General features: G+C 57.5%; 21 protein-coding genes. All 21 read left to right on the forward strand.

The features are described 5' to 3' along the window. The first annotated feature begins 49 nt into the window (after positions 1-49). The 21 genes from NUV55_RS07920 (at position 50) to NUV55_RS08020 (ending at position 21,915) form a co-directional block, all read left to right on the forward strand. Entirely contained in the window at positions 50-1,951 is a 1,902-nt protein-coding gene (locus NUV55_RS07920; RefSeq protein WP_296671835.1) for a V-type ATPase 116kDa subunit family protein, read from the forward strand. 39 nt (positions 1,952-1,990) lie between these two features. Then, on the forward strand, positions 1,991-2,431 hold the full coding sequence (locus tag NUV55_RS07925; protein ID WP_296671838.1) for an ATP synthase subunit C: 441 nt from the start codon (positions 1,991-1,993) through the stop codon (positions 2,429-2,431). Next, positions 2,428-2,796 carry a V-type ATP synthase subunit F gene (locus NUV55_RS07930; protein ID WP_296671840.1) on the forward strand — a complete coding sequence of 123 codons (369 nt, stop codon included), beginning with the start codon at positions 2,428-2,430 and terminating at the stop codon, positions 2,794-2,796. The genes NUV55_RS07925 and NUV55_RS07930 overlap by 4 nt, the downstream gene beginning before the upstream one ends. Then, positions 2,793-3,443, forward strand: coding sequence for a V-type ATP synthase subunit E (locus tag NUV55_RS07935; RefSeq protein WP_296671842.1), 651 nt, complete (start codon positions 2,793-2,795; stop codon positions 3,441-3,443). The genes NUV55_RS07930 and NUV55_RS07935 overlap by 4 nt, the downstream gene beginning before the upstream one ends. Beyond that, positions 3,436-5,232, forward strand: coding sequence for a V-type ATP synthase subunit A (locus NUV55_RS07940; RefSeq protein WP_296671844.1), 1,797 nt, complete (start codon positions 3,436-3,438; stop codon positions 5,230-5,232). The genes NUV55_RS07935 and NUV55_RS07940 overlap by 8 nt, the downstream gene beginning before the upstream one ends. After that, positions 5,229-6,626, forward strand: coding sequence for a V-type ATP synthase subunit B (locus NUV55_RS07945; RefSeq protein ID WP_296671846.1), 1,398 nt, complete (start codon positions 5,229-5,231; stop codon positions 6,624-6,626). The genes NUV55_RS07940 and NUV55_RS07945 overlap by 4 nt, the downstream gene beginning before the upstream one ends. Continuing rightward, complete coding sequence (locus NUV55_RS07950) at positions 6,623-7,246, forward strand: V-type ATP synthase subunit D (RefSeq protein ID WP_296671848.1); 624 nt, start codon at positions 6,623-6,625, stop codon at positions 7,244-7,246. The genes NUV55_RS07945 and NUV55_RS07950 overlap by 4 nt, the downstream gene beginning before the upstream one ends. Before the next feature lie 108 nt (positions 7,247-7,354). Beyond that, positions 7,355-7,726: a c-type cytochrome domain-containing protein gene (locus NUV55_RS07955; RefSeq protein ID WP_296671850.1), complete on the forward strand. Its 372-nt coding sequence runs from the start codon at positions 7,355-7,357 to the stop codon at positions 7,724-7,726. Positions 7,727-7,743: 17 nt separating this feature from the next. Further along, positions 7,744-8,328 (forward strand): DNA-3-methyladenine glycosylase I, encoded by a 585-nt coding sequence (locus NUV55_RS07960; RefSeq protein WP_296671852.1) that lies wholly within the window; start codon positions 7,744-7,746, stop codon positions 8,326-8,328. After that, positions 8,321-8,812, forward strand: a complete 492-nt coding sequence (locus NUV55_RS07965) for a hypothetical protein (protein ID WP_296671854.1) — start codon at positions 8,321-8,323, stop codon at positions 8,810-8,812. Before NUV55_RS07960 ends, NUV55_RS07965 begins: the two co-directional genes overlap by 8 nt. A gap of 167 nt (positions 8,813-8,979) precedes the next feature. Further along, positions 8,980-10,131 (forward strand): 4Fe-4S dicluster domain-containing protein, encoded by a 1,152-nt coding sequence (locus NUV55_RS07970; RefSeq protein ID WP_296671856.1) that lies wholly within the window; start codon positions 8,980-8,982, stop codon positions 10,129-10,131. Next, complete coding sequence (locus tag NUV55_RS07975; protein ID WP_296671858.1) at positions 10,124-10,957, forward strand: FAD/NAD(P)-binding protein; 834 nt, start codon at positions 10,124-10,126, stop codon at positions 10,955-10,957. The genes NUV55_RS07970 and NUV55_RS07975 overlap by 8 nt, the downstream gene beginning before the upstream one ends. Continuing rightward, positions 10,957-11,742: a hypothetical protein gene (locus tag NUV55_RS07980; protein ID WP_296671859.1), complete on the forward strand. Its 786-nt coding sequence runs from the start codon at positions 10,957-10,959 to the stop codon at positions 11,740-11,742. The genes NUV55_RS07975 and NUV55_RS07980 overlap by 1 nt, the downstream gene beginning before the upstream one ends. After that, complete coding sequence (locus NUV55_RS07985) at positions 11,735-13,039, forward strand: nickel-dependent hydrogenase large subunit (RefSeq protein ID WP_296671861.1); 1,305 nt, start codon at positions 11,735-11,737, stop codon at positions 13,037-13,039. Before NUV55_RS07980 ends, NUV55_RS07985 begins: the two co-directional genes overlap by 8 nt. Continuing rightward, positions 13,036-13,539: a hydrogenase maturation protease gene (locus NUV55_RS07990; RefSeq protein WP_296671863.1), complete on the forward strand. Its 504-nt coding sequence runs from the start codon at positions 13,036-13,038 to the stop codon at positions 13,537-13,539. The genes NUV55_RS07985 and NUV55_RS07990 overlap by 4 nt, the downstream gene beginning before the upstream one ends. Before the next feature lie 225 nt (positions 13,540-13,764). Further along, positions 13,765-14,685, forward strand: coding sequence for an ABC transporter substrate binding protein (locus tag NUV55_RS07995; protein ID WP_296671864.1), 921 nt, complete (start codon positions 13,765-13,767; stop codon positions 14,683-14,685). 43 nt (positions 14,686-14,728) lie between these two features. After that, positions 14,729-16,873 (forward strand): EAL domain-containing protein, encoded by a 2,145-nt coding sequence (locus tag NUV55_RS08000; RefSeq protein ID WP_296671866.1) that lies wholly within the window; start codon positions 14,729-14,731, stop codon positions 16,871-16,873. Between the two features lie 189 nt (positions 16,874-17,062). Next, positions 17,063-18,247, forward strand: coding sequence for a GNAT family N-acetyltransferase (locus NUV55_RS08005; protein WP_296671867.1), 1,185 nt, complete (start codon positions 17,063-17,065; stop codon positions 18,245-18,247). Between the two features lie 76 nt (positions 18,248-18,323). Further along, positions 18,324-20,006 carry a carbamoyltransferase C-terminal domain-containing protein gene (locus NUV55_RS08010; protein WP_296671869.1) on the forward strand — a complete coding sequence of 561 codons (1,683 nt, stop codon included), beginning with the start codon at positions 18,324-18,326 and terminating at the stop codon, positions 20,004-20,006. A gap of 14 nt (positions 20,007-20,020) precedes the next feature. Next, a complete protein-coding gene (locus NUV55_RS08015) occupies positions 20,021-20,455 on the forward strand; it encodes a hypothetical protein (RefSeq protein ID WP_296671871.1) in 435 nt (144 codons plus the stop codon). A gap of 5 nt (positions 20,456-20,460) precedes the next feature. Beyond that, positions 20,461-21,915: a hypothetical protein gene (locus tag NUV55_RS08020; protein WP_296671872.1), complete on the forward strand. Its 1,455-nt coding sequence runs from the start codon at positions 20,461-20,463 to the stop codon at positions 21,913-21,915. The last annotated feature ends 27 nt before the right edge of the window (positions 21,916-21,942 follow it).

Here is a 21,942-nt window from a genome sequence, read left to right on the forward strand (position 1 = left end):
ACGCGCAGCGCCATTCCGGAACCCATCCTTATTTCTCGAGGAGGCGTTTGTGTTTAAGCCCTTGCCCATGCAGCGTGCCGCCCTGTTTATGCTGAGTGACGATGCCCCGCTGGCGGCGCTGACCCTCGCCGAGCGCGGTGTTTTCAATCCCGAGACGACCCATCTCAGCGCCAACGACCTGCCCGAATTTCCCGGGGAGAGTTATCGCGAACTCTATCGCAGCGCACGCAGTCGCCTGGACAAGACTCTCGCGCATTGCAGTGCCCTGAAAGATGAATTGCCCATGCCGGCGCCGCGGCTTGTTTCCGAGCCGGAACTCGCGGCGCTGGACGAATGGCTGCGTGCCGTCTGGACCGAGTGCTCGAAGTGCCAGGAGGGGCTGCGCCACTTCGAGGAAGAGCGCAAGCACATCGATCAGCTGTTGCGAGCGATCGACAATTTTGCTGCGCTTGATATTGATCTGGGCCTGCTGGTCGGATCGAGACGTTTTATCGATGTACAAATCGGCACCGTCCCGGTCGCCCATGTTGCCAGGCTCAGGGAAGCGCTGGGGATTGCAGATTATCTGGTGCGGCCGTTTCTGGAGATCGAGGGTCTGACCCACCTGGTGGTGGCGGGGGCCGCGGGCAAGGAAGACGAGGCGCGTGGAGTACTGCAGGCGGCCGGTTGGCGCGCCATCGAAATTCCTCTTGAATTGCGCGAGCGGCCGGACAAGGCACGACGCGATTTGCAACAGCGGCTTGACAAGGTGCTGGAAGAAACTGATTTGCAGTGCCGCGTGATTGAAAACACGCAAAAGGAATTCAATGACCGCCTGATCGAGGCGCAGCAGGTGCTGGCCATGGTTGCGCCTTACGCCGAACTCGGCGAGGCATTGCGCGCGCGCGGCGGCCTCGTGGGAATCGGTGGTTGGGTACCGCGTGTCGATGTAGCGTCGCTGCGCACCGCGCTGGAAGAACGCTTTGACAAGCGTTTCGTGCTAAGCGTGCGTGACCCGCGGCCGGAAGAACGTTTGCAGGTCCCGTCGGTGATGCGGCACGTGTGGTTTTTGCGTCCGATTGTACAGCTGGTCAAGACCTACGGTGTGCCGCGCTACGGCGAAATCGACCCGACGCTGTTGTTCGCCATCACCTTTATCGCCATGTACGGCATGATGTTTGGCGACGTGGGACACGGCTTGTCGATCGCGCTGCTTGGTTTGGCGCTGCGCAAGCGCCTGCGGCAGTTCACACGCTTCGTCGTTGCCATCGGCCTGTCCTCGGCCTCGTTTGGACTCGCCTACGGGAGCGTGTTCGGCTACGAGGAGTGGCTGCATCCCCTGTGGATGTCACCGCTGACAGATCCGACCCGCATGTTGACGCTGGCGCTCTACTGGGGCATCGGGTTCATAGTACTGACGACCCTGCTGAACATCCGTAACCGGCTGGCTGACGGCGACTGGGAAAAGGCCTTGCTCGATCGCGGCGGACTCGCCGGGCTGCTGTTTTACCTGGGCTTGCTGTATGCCGGGTTCCGCTATGCGTCCGGGGCGGAGGTGGGCTGGCTCGAAGGGCTGGTGGTGCTGGTTCCGTACGCGGTCATTGTCGGTCATATATGGCATGAGAACGCCGTTTCCCTGGGAGAGCGGATATTGATTGTGGTCATAGAAGGCTTCGAGACGGTGGTGAAATATATTTCCAACACGCTTTCATTTTTGCGTGTCGCCGCTTTCAGCCTGAATCACGTGGCCTTGGCGATAGCGGTGTTTACCTTGGCCGGGATGCTCGACACGGCCGGCCACTGGATAACGGTGGTACTGGGAAACGTTTTTATTATCGGCTTCGAGGGGGCGATTGTCGCGATCCAGGTGTTGCGTCTTGAATACTACGAGGGCTTTTCGCGGTTCTACAGCGGCGATGGCCGAGAGTTCCGGCCATTGACGCTGGCCCTGGGAAGCCCGGGAAAGACGTAACGGAAGACAAAGAACGATTTCTTAAACGAGGAGCATCTTATGTACTGGCTAATTGGTCTGATTACGCTGAGTGTGCTGGGGCTGATCGGTATGGGAGTGTACCTGCAGTTGTATCCGGTACCACGTCCGCGACGATGGCTGCGGGGAGTACTCGGGACGAACGTGTTCGTCTTCGTGGGCGGTCTCATTGGAATTCTTTTTCTCGGTGCACAGGACGTGCTCGCGCAGACGGGCGCGGCCGCCGGTGCGGCTGAGATCTCGACTGGCCTCGGTCTGGCGCTGATCGGCATCGGAGTTCCCACGGGGCTGGCGGCAATCGGGGCGGGTATTGCGGTCGGTCCGGTCGGTGCCGCCTCGCTCGCGATCATCGCCGAGAAACCCGAGATGTTTGGCCGGACCCTGATTTACCTGGGTCTGGCGGAAGGTATCGCGATTTACGGTTTGGTGGTCACCATCCTGCTGCTCGGAAAAATCGGATGAGTGTCGGCACTTTGCCAGAAGGCGCCGAAACCGCCGCGACACCCACGCGCATCATCGCGCTCGGCTCGGCGGCGCTGACCGAGGGTTTCAGCCTGATCGGTGTCGAAACACTGCCAGACGCGACGGCGGAACAACTGGAGAACCTGCTCGCCGACATCATCAGACACAAGCAGAAAGCCCTGGTGTTTCTGGAGCACAATCTGGCGCGCAGCCAGGGGCCCTGGCTACGGCATGTGCGCGAAGAGGGGGGGCGCGTCGTGATCGCAGAAGTGCCACCGTTGCATTCGCCCGAAGAGTATCACCCACAGGTGGAGGATGTAGTGCGTGCGATTCTTGGCGCACAGGCCCTGGAGCTGAAGTCATGAACAAGCAGGCACAGATCAATGAACTCGAGGCTGCGCTGATCGCGCGCGCCAAGGCGCTCGCGGATGAGCATCTCGCGAATGCCGGACGTGCGCGCGATCAGGTGCTGGCGGATGCGAACGAACGCCAGCACCTGCGCGAGGAACGCGAAATTCTCGCTGCCAAGGCCACCGCCGAACGCACCTTCCGCCAGCGCCAGCAGGCCGCCGAAATCAAGCAACAGGAGGAAATCGACCGTCTGCGCTGGAATCTGGTGCAGAACGTGATGAGTCGACTAACTGCGGAACTCGAGCGGCTTGGCAACGACGAGAAAAACTATCTGCCGTTGCTGCGTAAGTTGCTGGCGCAGTCGGCCGGCGTGTTCGAAGAGAAGGATCTCGTGGCCGAGCTGAATGCGCGCGATCACGCGCGCCTGTCTGGGGATTGGGAGAGTTTTTGCCGCGACGCCGGGGTGAAGCAGCGAATCACGCTAGCGCCCGACCCGGTGGTAAGCCTCGGGGGTGTACGAGTGCGCAACGCCAGCGACACCATTCGCGTGGACAACAGTTTTGAGGGGCGCCAGGAGCGTTTGCAGGAGGCACTGCATCAGGTGGTGATGGAGCGTCTGTTCGCCTCAACCGCACCTATAGGAGCAATCATCGGTGGATAAGCGCGTGACGGGAAAAATTGTCGAAATCAACGGACCGATCGTGACCGTCCGCCTGCCGCGGGTATTGAACGGCGAGCAGGTGCGCATCGGCAAGCTCGGGCTGGTCGGCGAGGTCATCGGACGCGACGGTGATCAGGCGGTGGTGCAGGTGTACGAATCGACCGAGTCCGTGTGCCCTGGCGAAGACGCCGTGCCGCTCGGTCATCCGCTCTCGGTCGAGCTCGGGCCGGGACTGCTGGGTAATATTTTCGACGGCGTGCAACGGCCGCTTGAGGCCATCCGCGAACTGAGTGGCGATCAGATTGCACGTGGCCTCAATGTCATGCCGCTCGACCGCACCCGTACCTGGGCCTTCGAGCCTTCCAAGGAACTCGTGCGCGGCAAGCCGGTTGCTGCCGGTGCAGTGCTCGGCACCGTGCAGGAGACCAAGACCATCCAGCACCGCGTGCTGGTGCCGCCGGACGTCGAAGGTGAGCTGGTGGAACTGGCGAGTGCGGGCGAGTACACCGTGGAACAAGTGATCGCGCGAGTGAAAACCATGGACGGCGTGACGCGCGAACTCAAGCTGTATCATCGCTGGCCGGTGCGCCAGCCTCGCCCCTACCGGCGTCGCGATCATGCCGCCGAGCCGCTCATTACGGGTCAGCGCATCCTCGACACATTTTTTCCTCTGCTCAAGGGCGGCAAGGCCGCGGTGCCCGGTCCGTTTGGCGCTGGCAAGACCGTGGTGCAACAGCAGATTGCGCGCTGGTCGAACGCCGAGATCGTGATCTACGTCGGTTGCGGCGAGCGCGGCAACGAGCTGGTCGAAATTCTCGAAACCTTTCCCGAACTGACCGATCCCTACACCGGGCGGTTGCTCATGGAGCGCACGCTGCTGGTGGCGAACACTTCGAACATGCCGGTGGTGGCGCGCGAGGCCTCGATCTACGTTGGCGTGACATTGGCCGAATATTATCGTGACCAGGGTTATGACGTGGTGATGGTGGCGGATTCCACCAGCCGTTGGGCTGAAGCACTGCGCGAGGTTTCCGGTCGCCTCGGTCAAATGCCGGTGGAGGAAGGCTATCCGGCCTATCTTGCCTCGCGTCTTGCCGCGTTTTACGAACGCGCCGGTCGCGTTGAAACCCTCTCTGGCAAGCATGGTTCGGTCAGCCTGATCGGCGCGGTCTCGCCGCCGGGCGGCGATTTCTCCGAGCCGGTCACCAGTCATACCAAGGAAATCGTGCAGACGTTCTGGGCACTGTCCAAGCAGCTGGCGGACGCGCGCCACTATCCCTCGGTCGACTGGACTGACAGCTTTTCGGGCTACGTCAATGCCTCTGCCAAATGGTGGCACGCAAACGTTGATCCACGCTGGAGCGAACGCCGTTCCGAGGCGATGGGGTTGCTGGCGCAGGCCGATGAACTCGCACGCATCGTGAATCTGGTAGGTCCGGAAGCGCTGTCACCGGCGCAGCGCTGGGCGCTCGAGGGCGCGTCGCTGGTAAAGGAAGGCGTGCTGCAACAGAGCGCGCTCGATGAGATAGACAGTTTCTGCTCGCCGCAGAAGCAATTTCTGCTTCTGGATCTGGTACTGGATATCTATCACCAGGGCCAGGAACTGCTCGGCATCGGCGTGCCGGTGCAGCAATTGCTCGGCTTGCCGATTCTGGCGCGCGCGCGCCGGGTCAAATCTTCCTATACCAGCAAGCAAATGGACGAGCTCAAGGGCGTTCGCAGCGAGATTCATGAAGCCTTCGCGGGGCTTCAAACCGAATATGGCAAGCCGGTGGAGAAAGTGAAATGAAAGAGAAGGAATATCGCATGAGTTCCGCCGCGCGCGGCGGCCTGCTGTACCTGCGGGGTGTGCCGGGCGTGGCGCTCGGCGACCGCGTGGTGGTGCGCGATCATCGCGGGCGCAAGCGCAACGGCCAGGTGATTCGCACCTCGGACGAGGTGGTGCTGGTGCAGGTGTTTGAGGGCACCGATGACCTTGATCTCGAACGCACCTGGACGCGGTTTCTGGAAGAGCCGTTCGAAATCCCGCTGTCGCGCGATCTGCTGGGACGCATTTTCAACGGTATCGGCGCACCGCGCGACGGACGCCCGCCTCTGGTGTCAAGTCTGAAGCGCAATGTTAACGGCGCCCCCATGAATCCGGCGGCACGCGCCTATCCGCGCGAGTTTATCCAGACCGGCATTTCGACTATCGACGGCCTCAACTCGCTGGTGCGCGGACAGAAACTTCCGATCTTTTCGGGTTCCGGCCTGCCGCACAACCGGCTGGCGGCGCAGATCGTGCGTCAGGCCAAGCTTATCGGCGAGGACTCCCGCTTTGCCGTAGTGTTTGCTGCCATGGGCGTGTCCTATGCCGACGCGCGTTTCTTTGAAGAGGATTTCGAATCGAGCGGCGTGCTCGGCAATGTGGTGATGTTCACCAACCTGGCCGATGACCCGCCGATTGAACGCCTGATCCTTCCACGCACGGCGCTGACGGCGGCTGAGTACATGGCCTACGATCTCGACTTGCACGTGCTGGTGGTGATTACCGACATGACGAACTATGCCGAGGCGCTGCGCGAAGTGGCTACCGCCAAGGGCGATGTACCGTCGCGCAAGGGTTATCCGGGTTATCTCTATTCTGACCTGGCCGAGATTTACGAGCGCGCCGGGCGCGTCAAGGACCGCCGCGGCTCCATCACCATGGTGCCGGTTCTGTCGATGCCGAGCGACGACATTACGCATCCGATTCCGGACTTGACCGGTTACATCACCGAAGGTCAGATTGTGCTGTCGCGCGAGCTGCACATGCAGGGTGTTTACCCCCCGGTAAACGTGCCGCCGTCACTGTCGCGCCTGATGAAGGATGGCATCGGCAAGGACGACACGCGCGAGGATCACCCACGCGTATCGAGCCAGTTGTACGCCGCCTATGCCCGCGCGCTCGAAGTGCGCAATCTGGCCTCGATCATCGGCGCCGAGGAACTCGGCGAGACCGACCGCCAATACCTGGAATTTGCCAAGGCTTTCGAGGAACGCTTCGTCGGCCAGCAAGAGGACGAGGATCGTTCCATCATCGAGACGCTTACCATCGCCTGGCAGTTACTGTCGCTGCTGCCGCCCGAGGCGCTGACACGTGTGCGTGAGGCCGATCTCGCCAAGTATCACCACTATGAAAAAACGGCGGCAAAAGTGGCATGAGAGACCGGCTCAAGATTCCGCCGACCAAAAGCGCGCTGCTCGGACTACGTCGTCAAGTCAAGTTTCTCGAGCAGGGCCACGCCATGCTCGAACGCAAGCGTGAGTTGTTGACGCGTCTGGTTTATGAGCGTCTCGACCAGTATCGGAAACTGCGTGCCGAGGTGCGTGACGGACTCAAGCAGGCCTATCGCTGGCTGTCGTTGGCGCACATGCGTATGGGCAGCCAGATGTTGCGTCAGTCGGCACTGGGACTGCGGCCTGCCATTGATCTCAATATCCTCCCGCGCTCAAGCATTGGTGTGGAATACCCTTCGGTGGAAGCTACGCTGTTGCCGCTGCAGCCGGTGGGCCTGATGTGGACCGATGCCAGTTTTGACGAGACACGGACACGGTTCGCCCAGATGGCGGTGATGCTGGCGCGCCTGGGCGAGGCCGAGACGGCGCTGTGGCGCCTGCTTGACGAGCAGCGCAAGACCCAGAAGCGCGTCAACGCCCTCAAGTACAACGTCATTCCACGCTACCGCGCCACCATTCGTTTCATCCAGTCCGCGCTCGAAGAAGAAGAGCGCAACACGCTCTTCCAGATCAAGGTGTTGCGGGAAAAGGGGATAGGTGTCTGAAACTCGAATAACCAGACGCGCTTTAATTAATTGACACAAATCATTTCTTTTCGATTATGGAAATGTGTAAATAATGAATGTAATCGAATACCAAGCGGGAGGTGAGTCATGTTACGCAAGACTGTAACAGTAGCCGTTCTGGCGGCGTTACTTGCTTTGGGCGTTGGCTGTACCCGTGAAATCAGCTTTAAGCAGGACGTTTTTCCCATCCTGACAGAGAATTGCCTGTCCTGCCACAAGCCCGGCGGCGAGGGTTACACTGCCAGTGGTTTCAGCGTGGAGAGCTATGAGTCCGTCATGAAGGGCACCAAGCTTGGTCCTGTTGTGACCGCCGGCTCGCATGTCGGCAGCACTTTGGTCCTGCTGATCGAACGCAAGGGGCATCCCAGCATCAACATGCCAAAAGACAAGCCACCTCTGCCCGAAGGAAAAATTGATACCATCCGCAAGTGGATCGATCAGGGTGCCAAAAACAACTGAAGACCGGGACGGAAGGATTGAAGCGCCGTTGTGTCTGGGCCGCTGACGCCAGTCCGCTTTATCAGAGGTATCACGATAAAGAGTGGGGCGTAGCGATTCAGAATGATCGCAAGCTTTTTGAGTTCCTGATCCTGGAAGGCGCCCAAGCGGGGTTGAGCTGGTCAACGATTCTCAACAAGCGCGCGAATTACCGCCGTGCCTACGGAAATTTCGATGCGCGCAAGATCGCACGCTACAATGCCACTAAAGTCCGGCAACTGTTGAAAAACCCGGGAATTGTGCGCAATCGTCTCAAAGTCCGGGCCTCTATCCTGAATGCCCGGGCATTTCTTCAGGTTCAAAAAGAATTTGGCAGTTTCAACCGGTATATCTGGCAATTCGTCGGCGGGAAACCCGTACAGAACAAACGCCGGCGGTTCAAGGATATTCCGGCACAAACGGAAGTATCGGATGCCATGAGCAAGGATTTAAAGGAGCGTGGGTTCAAATTCGTCGGCTCGACGATTTGCTATGCCTTTATGCAGGCCGTGGGGATGGTGAACGACCACACCGTGGATTGTTTCAGGCATCGCCAGGTTTCAGTGAGACGCCGGCGTGGCTGATCGGCATAAATTACATTTCTTCCTGTCAGCGTGGATCATCATTCTGACTATCCTGCTTTCCACTGCAGCGTGCTCGCCCGGAAAGGACAGTCCCGAGACGCAGGTACGTGCGCTGATCGCGCAGGCCGAATCGGCGGCAGAGAAGAAAGACTCGGGCACCCTGCGCCGGTATGTCTCAGAAAAATATACCGACAGCCAGGGTCAGGATAAGAAAGCCATTGAGGCGATACTGCGTTATTATTTTCTGCGCAATGAGACGATTTACCTGTTCACCCGCGTCCAGCAGATCAGCTTCCCTCAACCGGACATGGCCCATGCTCTCGTGATGGTGGCGATGGCCGGTCAGCCGATTTCCGCGGTCGAGGAACTTGAGCGAGTTCGTGCCGATTTGCATCGATTTGAAATTACCTGGATGCGCGAGAATGGAGAGTGGAGGGTGACCCGCGCGGAGTGGCGACGCGCGGAGTTCGCTGATTTTCTCTAAAGGGCGCTCTAACAAAAAGAAAAAGTTAGACAGGATTCACAGGATTAAAAAAACAGGATTAGCAGGATTTCTTATATCTATAAAATCTTTAATCCTGTAAATCCTGAAAAATCCTGTTAATCCTGTCTATTTAATTTTGGAGAAATTCCTAAGACGCCCAGGGGGAGATGTGGTCTAATGAATTCGACTACACCGGGCCAATAGAGGCGAACATGGAGACAGGATTTCTCCCACGCGCCAGGTTTCAGGCACTGCTGGATACACTGCATCAGGCCGGTTACCGATGCGTTGGGCCGCAGGTGCGGGATGGTGCGATTGTTTACGATACGCTCGGCAAGATTGAAGTTTTGCCGCGAGGTATCCGCGATCAACAGGCCCCCGGCCGGTACCGGCTGGAAGATACGGCGAGCCCACGGTATTTCAGCTGGGCTAACGGCCCGCAGGCGCTGAAACCGAATCTGTTCACTCCGCACGAGGCGCTGTGGCGCTCCGAACGCTCAACGGCTGGCGCCATCCGTTTTGTCGATATCCAACCACCCGCCGATTTGATTGCCGTTATCGGCGTGCGTGCCTGTGATCTGGCCGCGCTGCGCCTGCAGGACCGGCACTTTCTGGAAGGTGCGTTTGTCGATCCTTATTATGCCGCCCGGCGTAAAAATGTTTTTCTGGTCGCCGTGCATTGCACACATCCGGCGGAAACCTGTTTCTGCGTGTCCACCGGCGACGGCCCGCATGCCACACAGGGTTTCGATCTTGCCCTGGGCGAGCTGGACGATGGCTATCTGGTGCAGGCCGGTAGTGACAAGGGAAATACGATCGCGGCGAAGCTTCCGCTTGTCCCGGCGACGGACGCGCATCGGCAGACCGCCAATCAGGAAATGCAGGAAGCGGCCCGACAGCAAACCCGAAGCCTGCCCACACGCAACCTGCGGGATGCGCTATTCGCCAATCTCGAGCACCCTCGCTGGGAGAACGTGGCGGAACGCTGCCTGTCCTGTGGCAACTGCACCTCGGTTTGCCCTACCTGTTTTTGCCATAGTGAGACGGACGAAACGGCGCTGGATGGAAAGCAAAGTTTGCATGTGCGCCAGTGGGATTCCTGTTTTACTCAGGGACACAGCTACATTCACGGCATGACCATCCGCGCCGATACACGCACGCGTTATCGACAGTGGCTGACGCATAAACTTGGCAGTTGGCACGACCAGTACGGACGCAGCGGTTGCGTGGGTTGCGGGCGGTGCATCGCCTGGTGTCCGGTGGGAATCGATATCACGGAAGAGGCGCGTGAAATCTGTCAGGGAGGCGGACATGACTAATGCTTCCGTCCCGCACGAAATCGAGGTGGTAGAGCGCATTCAGGAGTCACCGACCATTTTTACCTTGCGCCTGCGATTTACGGATCCGGAGCTACACGCGGCTTTCCGCTTCGAGCCGGGCCAGTTCAACATGCTTTATCTGTATGGTGTTGGCGAAGTGGCGATTTCCATTGTTTCGGATCCGGATGACGAGCGCCTGTTCAATCACACCATACGTGTGGTGGGGCGCGTGACGCGCGGGATGGCGCAACTGAAAGCCGGAGACCGCTTGGGTGTGCGCGGTCCCTACGGCCGCGGCTGGCCATTGCAGCAGGCGCAGGACCGGGACGTGATGATCATCACGGGCGGGCTCGGTTGTGCTCCGGTGGTTTCGGTAATCAATTATGTCATTCGTCGGCGCGAGCGGTTTCGACGCCTGGTCATCATGCAGGGCGTGAAACATTCCGACGATCTGATCTGGCGCCAGCAGTATGCACGCTGGGGCAAGCAGCCAGACACTCAGGTGCTCGTGGCGGCAAATGAGGGGGCGACACTCTGGCCGTGGCATGTCGGCAATGTGACGGAATTGTTCGATAAGGTGGAGATCGACGCTGCCCGTGCCGTGGTCATGATGTGCGGTCCCGAGGGCATGATGCGGGTTGCCGTGGATAATTTGCTCGAGCGTAACGTGCATGAAAGCAACATTTATCTGAGCATGGAGCGCAGCATGAATTGCGCAGTGGGGCTTTGCGGGCATTGTCAGTATGGAGGCAAATTTGTCTGCAAGGATGGTCCGGTATTCAGTTATCCGGACGTGAAACCACTCTTCGACATGCGGGGGTTTTGATGGCCGACAAACCCAAAGTGGCGGTGCACAAATTCGCTTCCTGCGACGGCTGTCAGCTCGCATTTCTGAATTTGGGAGAGGATCTGCTCACGCTGGCGCAGATGGTGGACATCGTGCATTTCGCCGAGGCCGGACCGGTAAATCCGGAAGCCGCCGTCGACATCGCTTTTATCGAGGGCAGTATTTCGATGCCGGAAGATCTTGAGCGCATCCGTCGTATCCGCGCCAATACCCGTTTTCTCGTCACCATCGGCGCCTGTGCCACGGCGGGAGGTCTGCAGGCGCTGCGTAATTTTGCAAACGCCGACGAGTGGGTTGCCTCGATCTATGCCAGGCCTGAATACATTCAGAGCTTGAGTACTTCCACGCCCATAGCCCAACATGTAAAGGCCGATCTGGAAATCTGGGGCTGTCCGGTGAACGGGCGTCAGGTTCTGGCCGCAGTACGATCGCTGTTGTCGGGCGTGAGCCCCTGGCTGGAAAAAGACAAGGTTTGCATGGAATGCAAGCGCCAGCACAACGTGTGCGTGATGGTGGCCAAAGACATTCCCTGCATGGGACCGGTGACGCGCAGCGGTTGTGGCGCCATCTGCCCGAGTTTCGGGCGCGACTGTTATGCCTGTTACGGACCGGCGGAAAATCCCAATACCGTGGCGCTGACACAACGCCTGGAAGGACTGGGACTGGTGCCCGAGGCCGTAGCGAGACGCTTCCACTTCATCACCGCAGCAGCACCCGCCTTCGCGGAGGCCGGTTTACGCGGAGGGAATATGCCCCATGACTGAACCGCGTCATATTCCAATTCAGGTGCCGGTGCTCGCCCGGGTCGAGGGCGAGGGTACGCTGGAATTGCGCGTACATGACGGGGTGATCGAAGACCTCCGGCTGCGAATTTTCGAGCCGCCGCGCATGTTCGAAAAACTGCTGGAAGGCAGGGAATATTCCGAGGTTCCGGACATGGTGGCGCGCATTTGCGGCATCTGTCCGGTGGCGTATCAGATGAGTGCCGTACACGCGATTGAAAGTATCTTGGGCGTGGAGCCCGGTCCCTGGGTGCGAAACATGCGTCGCGTGTTTTACTGCGGCGAGTGGATCCAAAGCCACAGCCTGCATATTCATATGCTGGCGGCGCCGGATCTTCTGGGTTATTCGAGCGTGGTGGAAATGGCTCGGAAATTTTCCGAGGAAGTGCGTCGTGGTCTGAGGCTGCAGGCACTCGGTAATGACATTATCCGGCTGCTGGGCGCACGCTCGGTGCATCCCGTGGGCGCGCGCGTCGGGGGCTTCCATCATGCGCCAAAACCGAAGCAGGTAAATCTGCTGTTGGAAAAACTGCATGCTGCCTTGCCAGACGCTGAAGACCTGTTGCGCTGGACGGCATCGCTTGAGTTGCCGTCAGATGATCAGGATTTCATCTGTGTGGCGCTGCGCCATGCGCGGGAATATCCCATGAACGAAGGCCGGCTGGTTTCAAGTCATGGTCTGGATATTCCGGCAGATCAGTTCGAGACACGGTTTGCCGAACAACAGGTGCCGCATTCGACCGCCTTGCATTGCTTGCTCGATGGCAGCCCCTATCTTGTCGGTCCGTTAGCGCGCCTGAATCTCAATTTCGACCATCTGCCGGACTCCATTCGCACGCTCGTAGACAATCTGGGTATCGGATTCCCCAGCCGCAACATGCATCACAGCGTCGTGGCGCGCGCAATCGAGATTGTATTTGCCATTCGTGAAGCCATTCGTCTGCTCGAAGCCTATCGTGAACCGCAATTAGCTTACGTCAATACCATGCCACGCGCCGGCACGGGTGTGGGCTGCACGGAAGCGCCACGCGGGATTTTGTGGCATCGTTACGAGCTCGGCGCGGAGGGACTTGTTATCCGTGCGCGCATTGTTCCGCCCACCAGCCAGAATCAGTCACGCATGGAAGATGACCTGCGCCAGTCACTGCAAAGCTTTGGCCTTAATCAGCACGAAGATGCATTACGCCATTTTGGCGAAAGGGTGATCCGTAATTACGATCCCTGTATTTCCTGCGCCACCCATTTCCTGGATTTGCGTATCAGCCGGCAGGGTTCATGAATTGTCACGTGCACATCATCGGTATCGGTTCGCCCTTTGGGGATGACCGTTTTGGCTGGGCGGCAGCGGAAGCCTTGCGCCAAATCGCCGCTGTGAATGCCGCTCCGGCTGGTTTAATAGAAATTTCCATCCTGGATCGTCCGGGACCCCTGTTGCTGACGCATTGGCAGAACATGGATTGCGTGATCCTTCTGGACGCAGTTCGCTCAGGTGCTGCACCGGGAACATGGCATCGTCTTGATGCGCACGATCTCGCAGGCACAGGCGCGCAGTGGTCATCGCATGGTTTCGGTATCGCATCCGCCATTGAGCTTGCCCGTGTCCTTGGAAACATGCCGTCGCGATTGTTGTTGCGCGGCATGGAAGCGGATTCTGTGTGGACAGGGCATTCGTTGAGCCCCGCAGTGGCCGCTGCCTTGCCGTTTTTCGTGGCGGAAATTGCCCGGGAGGCGCTTGTGCTCGCGGATTCAGCTGCACCCGCTGCCGCAAATTGGGACTGATTCAGGTCTTTTTCGGCAGAGATTTCCCTTGTTTATCAGTCTGTCATGAGTCCGGATCAGGTTGGTCCTGGGCCGGAACAACTTATCCAATAAAAATCCTGCTGTTTCATGTGCTTATAAGACTGCGTCACAAGGTCTTATCGCCATTTCCTGTCTGAAAATCTCCGGCCATGGCATGAATGCTGCATCACCTGTGTACGAATAAAGCCCCTACGAGGTGTGCCATTGTATCAATCCTGTCCCTATCAACGCCCGGTCTGGGTGACATGGCTGCTGTTTTTAGTCGCGGCGATGGCGCTGGGTTGTTCCACGGCGCCCAAACCGGCGCCGGGCATCGCCATTGTGATGAGCGATCGTTCGCAAGCCTTTGTCGACGTCCAGCGTGAAATCGCCAAGCGATACAAGGAACGGATTCAAAATTATTATCTGGACGGAAACGCAGACATCACCGCAGTAAAGAAACACGTACAGGCCTCGGACATCTCCGTAGTCGTTGCCGTTGGTTTGCCCGCTGCCCAAATGGCGCGTGAACTTTCCGGCAAGCACGTCGTTTTCTGCCAGGTATTCAACTATGAGAATCCGAGCCTGGTGACGCCCTGGATGAAAGGCGTGGCCGCGACTCCCCCCGTGGATGATTTGTTCCGGACATGGAAACAGCTGTCTCCGCGATTAAACAGGGTAGGCGTTATCACGGGCGGGAATTTGCGCGATCTGATGGAAGAGGCACAGACTGCCGCTAAAAAACACGGCCTGAATCTGATTCACGTTGAAGCCAGATCGGACAAGGAGACATTGTATGCCTTCAAGCGGATTTCCCCGAAGATCGAGGGATTGTGGATGGTACCGGACAACCGCGTGCTCAGCCGCGCGGTGATTCGCGACATCATGGCCTACAGCGTCAGGCAGGGCGACCAGATGGCGGTGTTCAGCGATCAACTGCTGGCATTGGGAGGTCTCCTGAGCGCGGAGACTAGCGCCGCCGATATCGCCGAGCAGATTCTCCAGCGTGTCAGAAAAATACACAAGGATTCAGACGTGGGGGTAAGCGGACTCACCCAGACAACCATACGGATCAACTCCGTCATGGCCAAACGTTTGAACCTGAAAATCCCGAAGTCGATGCGCGCAATGACCCATGCACCTTAAAATGAAATTTATCCGCCGTTTCTATCTTCGCAGGCTGGCCGGGATGAGAAAACTGTACAAGCGGGTTCGCCGGCTGGTTGAACGCAGTCTCGCGAGTCGTCTTTTGTTTCTCCTCATGGCGGGTTCCGTCGGCGTGTATTTGATCGTCAACGTAGGTCTTTGGTGGACAGCCAGCGATCTGATTGACGACAACCTGGAGAAGCAGGCCGTACGCTGGTTGACCGAACTCGATGAGCTAGGCACGCCTCTCTATGCTTCATATGGTGGCAAGCATTTTTCGAATATTGACAAGCGTATCAAGAATTTCCCGGAGATCGCATTCATACGTTATTACGACGCCACGGGAAAAAAGATCATGGGCGAATTCGGCAACAAGCAGGGGAAAGAGGTGCCACCGCTTGAACCAAGACAAATTGCCGCCTTGAACCAGATGAGCGGCATGGAAAGAGTGTACCTGGTCGATCGCTCACTGCTGGCTGACTCTTTCCTCCGGTTCATCACGCCGATTCGCGTGCGATCCATGCATTCGGACGGACTGCTCAATTTTAGTCTGGAAAGTGAAAAACCCGAAAACGTGAAAATTATCGGCTACCTCGACCTCAGTATCGACTCGGCCTATTACAAGGGACAGCTGGTGCGAAGCATGGCCTCCGGCAGTCTGATTATCGCTGGCTTGTTGTTGTTGGGAATGTTATGCGGAAGCTGGATCATCCGGAAAGCTCTGGCGCCGCTTACGGCGCTGAAAATCCCCCTGGCGCGGCTCGCCCAGGGAGAAACCGATGTTGTGGTGGAACGCCCCAAGGATGCGGAAATCGCGGCCATCAGTGATGCCCTGAATACCACCATCAAAGCCATCAAGGTGAGGGATGCCGCGCTGCGCAAAATGGCAGAGCGGGATCCGCTGACTGACCTGGTGAATCGCGGTATTTTCCGGCGCGAACTGGAGAGGGAGATCGAGCAAGTGTCACATGATGCGTTGCCGAGCGCGGTGTTTTTCATCGATCTTGACCAGTTCAAGTACGTCAATGACACGATGGGCCACCCCGCCGGCGACAAGCTGCTCATCCGGGTGGCCGAGCTGCTCAAATCGCAAGCGCGTGACAAGGACGTGGTGTCGCGCTTCGGAGGCGATGAATTCACGGTGCTCGCGCGCAATGTATCGCGCGAAGACGCCATGGAGATGGCGCGCTCAATTAATCAGGTCATGCGCGACATGTGCCTGGTGGAAGGCGACAAGGTACTCAGCGTCAATTGTAGCATCGGTGTCGCCATGATCGAGCCGGGGCGCTACTCCGCCGAGGAAGTCATGGCACACGCTGACATGGCGTGCTTCGAGGCGAAGTCGCACGGTCGTAACCGCATGCATATGTATGAGGAGGGAGGAGATAGCAAGAAAGAGATGGTCATGGACATCGGCTGGTTCCAGCACATCAAACAGATTATCGAGCAGAATCGCTTCCTGCTCATGTATCAGCCGATTGCCGATGTCATGTATCCCGATAAGGAGAGCTATGAGGTTCTGCTGCGGATGCCTGGACCCAACAATGAAATTGTGCTGCCTTCTGTTTTTCTCCCGGTAGCGGAACGTTTCGGCCTGATGGCCGACATCGATCGATGGGTGGTTATTCATGCGTTAAAGGCGTTAGCGGATTTCCGCGCTTCGGGGCGGGACGTCATCTTCTCGATCAATCTGTCTGGACAGTCACTCGAAGATGCCACCCTGCTCCAGATGATCAAGAATCACCTGGCACAGAACGGCTTGCCGCCGCGCAGCGTGATTTTCGAGATTACGGAACAATCGGCCATGCGTTATCTCGACAAAGCAAGGCTTCTCATCCAGGGTCTGACGGATTTTGGTTGCCGTTTTGCCCTGGACAATTTCGGCACCGGCTTCAGTTCGTACAGTTATCTGCAGCAACTGCCGGTAAATTTCATCAAAATTGACGGTTCCTTCGTCAGGAACATGACGCGGAGTCCCATTGACGAAACCATGGTTCTCTCCATCATTCAGATTGCCCGTTCGCTCGGCAAACTGACGGTCGCCGGGTCCGTGCAGGACGAGAAAACCAGCGCCATGCTCAAGGCCTCCGGTGTGGATCATCTTCAGGGTAATTATGTCGGGGAACCGGCCGAGAAACTTCCGGTAACGCTGCGGGTGGTGCCCTCGGTGAAAAAGAATATGGGCTGAAAGCCCGCCTAGAAAGCTTGCCGCCAGCAGGAAGCGTGTATCGTCTGGCGGCATTCCTGATGTGTTTCTGCCATATTCCGGGGCTGTGATATCATTTTGTATGTGGTGAATAAGCAATAACGTTTTGAGGGGAGCGCGAGTGTCTGGTACGCCGCTATCTTTTGATCCCCAATAAGAGCAACAATCGTAATGATCGAGTTACATCAGGATGCGCTCTCGGGCGAGGGTATGGCGAGTGAATTCTCGCTTGCGTTTCACCGCGGCGCGCAAGGTTTTGCCGGGCTGCGCGAAACATGGCGTCAGATTGAAAATTCTCTTTCCGGCAAGCGGTTTTTTCACCTTTATTTCTGGTACCGCGCCTACCTCGACCACCTGGAGCAGGATCCCGATTCAGTGATCTTTTGCGTTATGTCGCGCGGATCTTCGCCCGTGGCGGTGTTCCCCCTGAAAATCGCCACGCAGAAGGTTTGCGGCGTCTCGGTCCGGGTTTTGCAGATCCCGACTCACGATCATATCGATTTGAGCGATTTTATTTTTTCCAAGACCAGCGAAAACGCCACCTTGCTGAAAGTACTGGTGCGTCAATTGCGCCAGGTCCCTGGCATCAAATGGGATATGCTTTACATTCCCGGCGCGCTGGAGGACTCGACAGCGGCTTATGCCTTGCAGCTTGCCCCACCCCCCCTGTGGCGCTCCACCCTTGTCTATAAAAGTAATTATGTGAACTGCGCCACGAGTTACGGTGAGGTCGCTGCCGGTTTCGATGGACGTTTCCGCCGCAACGTCCGCCGATTGAGCCGGCGGGCGCGGGAAATGGGGAAGATCCAATTTCACAGTTACCGGTCTGTTGAGGACATCAATCGTCACTTTCAAGAAATTCTTGATGTTGAAGCCGCTGGCTGGAAGGGCGAGAGTGGAACGAACACGGCAATTGCCTGCGATGAGAAGGCCGGCCGCTTCTATAAAAGCCTGGTGGAGGGTTTTGGCCCTTCCGGCCAGTGCATGCTCAATCTGATGCTGCTCAACGATAAATGCATCGCCGGGCAGCTGTGCCTGCTAGTCGACGGCACCGTCTATATTCTCAAAATAGGTTTTGACGAAGCCTATGCCGCGATTGCGCCGGGAAACCTGATCATGGAGCAGTTATTCCTTCAATGCGCGGAAGACAAGACGATAAACACAATAAGTTTTGTAACGGGCAAGGACTGGAATTATTTGTGGGGCGCGAAGTCGCTGCAGGTATACGACCATCAAGTTTTTAACTGTGGCACTGTGCGTGGATGGATCGGTTATCTGCTGTGCCGCACGAAAGATCTGGCACGCTCGCTGTCGATATATTCTGGATTAAAAAGAGAAAGTCCAGCAATAACCTGACTCACATCCAATATCAAATCCGTTGCCAACGCTGGCGACAAGAAATCCATTGCTGACTTAACCGGAAAACCTGACGATGAATATACTTGGCCTCAATTACTTTTTCCACGATTCCACCGCCTGCCTGCTGGTGGGCGGGCGCATGGCGGCCGTGATCGAGGAGGAACGGCTCACGCGCAACAAGCATACTGGGGTGTTCCCCGAGAAAGCCATCCAGCGTTGCCTGGAAATGTACAACCTCAAGCCTTCGGATATAGACGCGGTGGCTGTTTCCATCAAGCCGTCCAAGGACTGGTTCACCAAGACGATATACGGGTTGACGCATATTACAAACGCGCGCCCGTTTCTCCATCACGAAATTCTCAGAGCCTATTTCAAGCAGCGCTCTCTGTGGGACTGGTACCGGAAAATGTGGCCTTCAAACGGACCGAAGGTGCATTTTGTGCCGCACCACGAGTCGCACGCGGCCGGAAGTTTTCTGGTTTCTCCATATGAAAGCGCGGCGATATTGAGCCTCGACGGTTCGGGCGAATGGGCCACTTCATTCCTGGGGGCGGGTGAGGGTACCAAGGTCACCTGTTTCCAGCAGAGTTATTTCCCCATGTCGCTCGGGTCCATCTACGAAGCGGCCACCGAATTCTGCGGATTCAAGCCGAATTACGACGAAGGCAAAACCATGGGGCTCGCGCCCTTTGGCGATCCAAAACCTTTTCAGAAAATTGTGTCGGATATCGTAAAGGTTGATGATGACGGAGCGATCAAGATCGACCTGTCTTATTTCAATTATCAGTACTGGGGTTACCGGCGCTGTTCCCAAAAGTTCTACGATACCTTCGGGCAACCGCGAAAGGGCAAGGATTTCGCGGATCATCACCACAACGTGGCTGCTGCTTTTCAGCATGTCCTGGAAGAGCGGGCGCTGGAGCTGTGCGCGGTATTGCGAAAAAAGACCGCACACCGCCATCTCATCATTTCGGGGGGCGTGGCACTGAACAGCGTTGTGAACGGCCGCATCGTGCGTGAAAGCGGATACGAAGATATCTACGTCATGCCGGCGGCGGGCGACAACGGCACTTCTATCGGCGCCGCTTATTATGTTTATCATGTGGTGCATGGACATCCCCGCACCGAGGTTCACAACGATCCCTATCTCGGTACTTCTTATTCCGACGAGGAGATCGGCAAGTTGATTCGTGAATGCAAGCTCACGGCTGTAAAACACGATGACATTACCGGCGAGGCAGCGCGCCTGCTGGCCGAAGGAAAGATCCTTGGCTGGTTCCAGGGCCGGATGGAAATCGGGCCACGGGCGCTTGGCAACCGCAGCATTCTGGCGAATCCGACGCTGCCCCACATGAAAGACAAGATCAATGCGGAGGTCAAACATCGTGAGGCCTACCGGCCGTTTGCCCCTTCCGCCACCGTCGAGCACCAGAGCCGTTTTTTTGATTCCATTGGGGAAAGTCCATTCATGCTGAAGGTATGCCCTGTGCGACCGGAGATGCGCGACAAGTTACCGGCGATTACGCATGTGGACGGGTCTGCCCGCTTGCAAACGGTGAGCAAGGATATTAATCCGATGTACCATGACCTCATCAGAAAATTCGGCGAAAAGACCGATGTGCCGGTGTTGCTCAACACCAGCTTCAATATCATGGGCGAGCCAATTGTCGAGTCGCCGGTCAATGCGATACGCTGCTTCTTTTCCACGGGGCTAGATGTGATGGCGATGGGAAGCTATCTGATCAGGAAAAATTGAAAAACGTTTTTCTCATGCTGAAAAGAAAGAAGCGCGCCAAAAGCGCGCTTGTCTTTGCTTTGCTGCTGGCACCGCCCATCGCCTTTGCAGTCTGGATGCTCGTATTGTTTCTCCTGGATTCCTTTCAGGGCGATGGCCTTTTGCAGCACCAGTATGTGTTTGAATCCCGCCGTCAGTTGGCGCTACAAATGTTGTCCGACAGCCGTCAAGCCTTGCCGGTGTTCTATATGGCAGGATTGCTGCTGTGGCTGGAAATCCATTTGTTGTCGCGACACAGCACATGGAGCGCCATGCTGTCGGCAGTCATGGCCGGCGTGCTGACCGGATTTGTTATCGCCGCGGTTTTCGTGGAGATGAGCCTGGCTGTTATTGCCCCGTCTGTGGTGTCAGCATTGCTGATGTCCCTGGTGCTTGCCTGGGCTACCCGGCCATCCCGGTTGCAGGGATGATCGCCATGCGGAATATCGCGGCAGCTATGCTTTGTTGTCTTTCCTTCGGCGTCTCGTCCGCCCAGGCGCTGGATCATATCTGGATTATCGGCGGTGGCCCCAATCCCGGTCATTCACAGGCACAGATTGAATTCAACGTAAACTGGGTCATCCAGGTTCTGAACGCCAGCGCCGGTGCGCGGCAGTTGCACGTTTACTATACCGACGGAGCCACCAGCGGACGGGATGTCGTGTTGTGGCAGCCGCCACGAGAGTCCAAGGATTCTCTGCAGCCGTTGGCGCGCGTCTTTGGGGAACAGGGCCCCAATGGCGAGCGTTTTTATACCAGCAAAATTCCCGGCGTGCTCGGCGGCACCGAGGCAAGCGCGCTCAAGGAACGTCTGGAAAAAGAATTTTCCGAGCTCAAGGCGGGTGACCGCGCGCTTCTCATTTATAACGGCCACGGTTTGCGTGATCGAGATGACCCCGCTGGAAATACGCTGCGGCTGTGGAACGACACCCAACTGTCGGTGCGCGAGATGGATCAGATTATGAGCCGTATCGATTCCGGGATTCCCGTGCGCTTTGTGTTCACGCAATGCTATTCCGGCGGATTCGCACGGCTGATGCGCCCACAGGCACAGGATTCGCTGGCGCTCGGTGAAGGCAATCGTTGCGGATTTTTCGCCGAATCCGAGGACCGTGAATCGGAGGGATGCTCGGCCAGCATCAATGTCGGCGATTACCGTGATTACTCGACATTTTTTTTCGCCGCGCTTCAGGGTCGCACGCGTACCGGCGAGGCCATCGGTAGCAACCCGGACCGTAATGGGGACAAAATAGTGTCGCTCTACGAAGCGCATCTCTTTGCGCTATCGCAGGCGCATAATGCCGATCTGCCGCGTTCCACCAGCGAGGTGTTCCTGGAGCGCTGGCAGCCCTGGTACCTGCGCTGGGCTGACACCGGAGCTGAGCCGGACAACGATTATGGGAACCTGGCGCGTGAAGTGGCGAAAATGAACGGACTGCCCGAGTTGGGGCCGGTCCTCATCAAGGAGTTGAAAAAGCGTCGATTCGCACTGGCCGGGAAAATGCTAGAGCTAGATCAAGAGCAGGAGAAACTCAGTCAGGAGGTCGAGGCGCTGCAAAAGGAGGTCAGAAAGGAAATCGGATTACGCTGGCCCGAGGCGCTTTCCCCGTATACGTTAAACTTTTTCCAGTTTCTGAAGAAGGACCTGGATGCCGTTCAGGACTTCATTCTTTCGCATCCCCGTTATCCCGAGCTGGTGGGCAAGCAGGATCGGCAAGCCAGGCTGGAGTACGAGGAGATATCGAATCTGGACCGGGATATCACGCAGCTCGACAAGATCCTGCGTCTGCGGAAGCTGGCTCGCCTACAGGGCCAGTTTGAACGTCACGCCTCTGAACAGGAACGGGCCTGGTTTCAAAGACTACAGTCTTGCGAAGGGCAGCCCTTATAACGCCAGAGGAATAGGCGGGAACAACCT

It is taken from the genome of Sulfuricaulis sp., assembly GCF_024653915.1.
In the GTDB taxonomy this organism is placed as follows: domain Bacteria; phylum Pseudomonadota; class Gammaproteobacteria; order Acidiferrobacterales; family Sulfurifustaceae; genus Sulfuricaulis.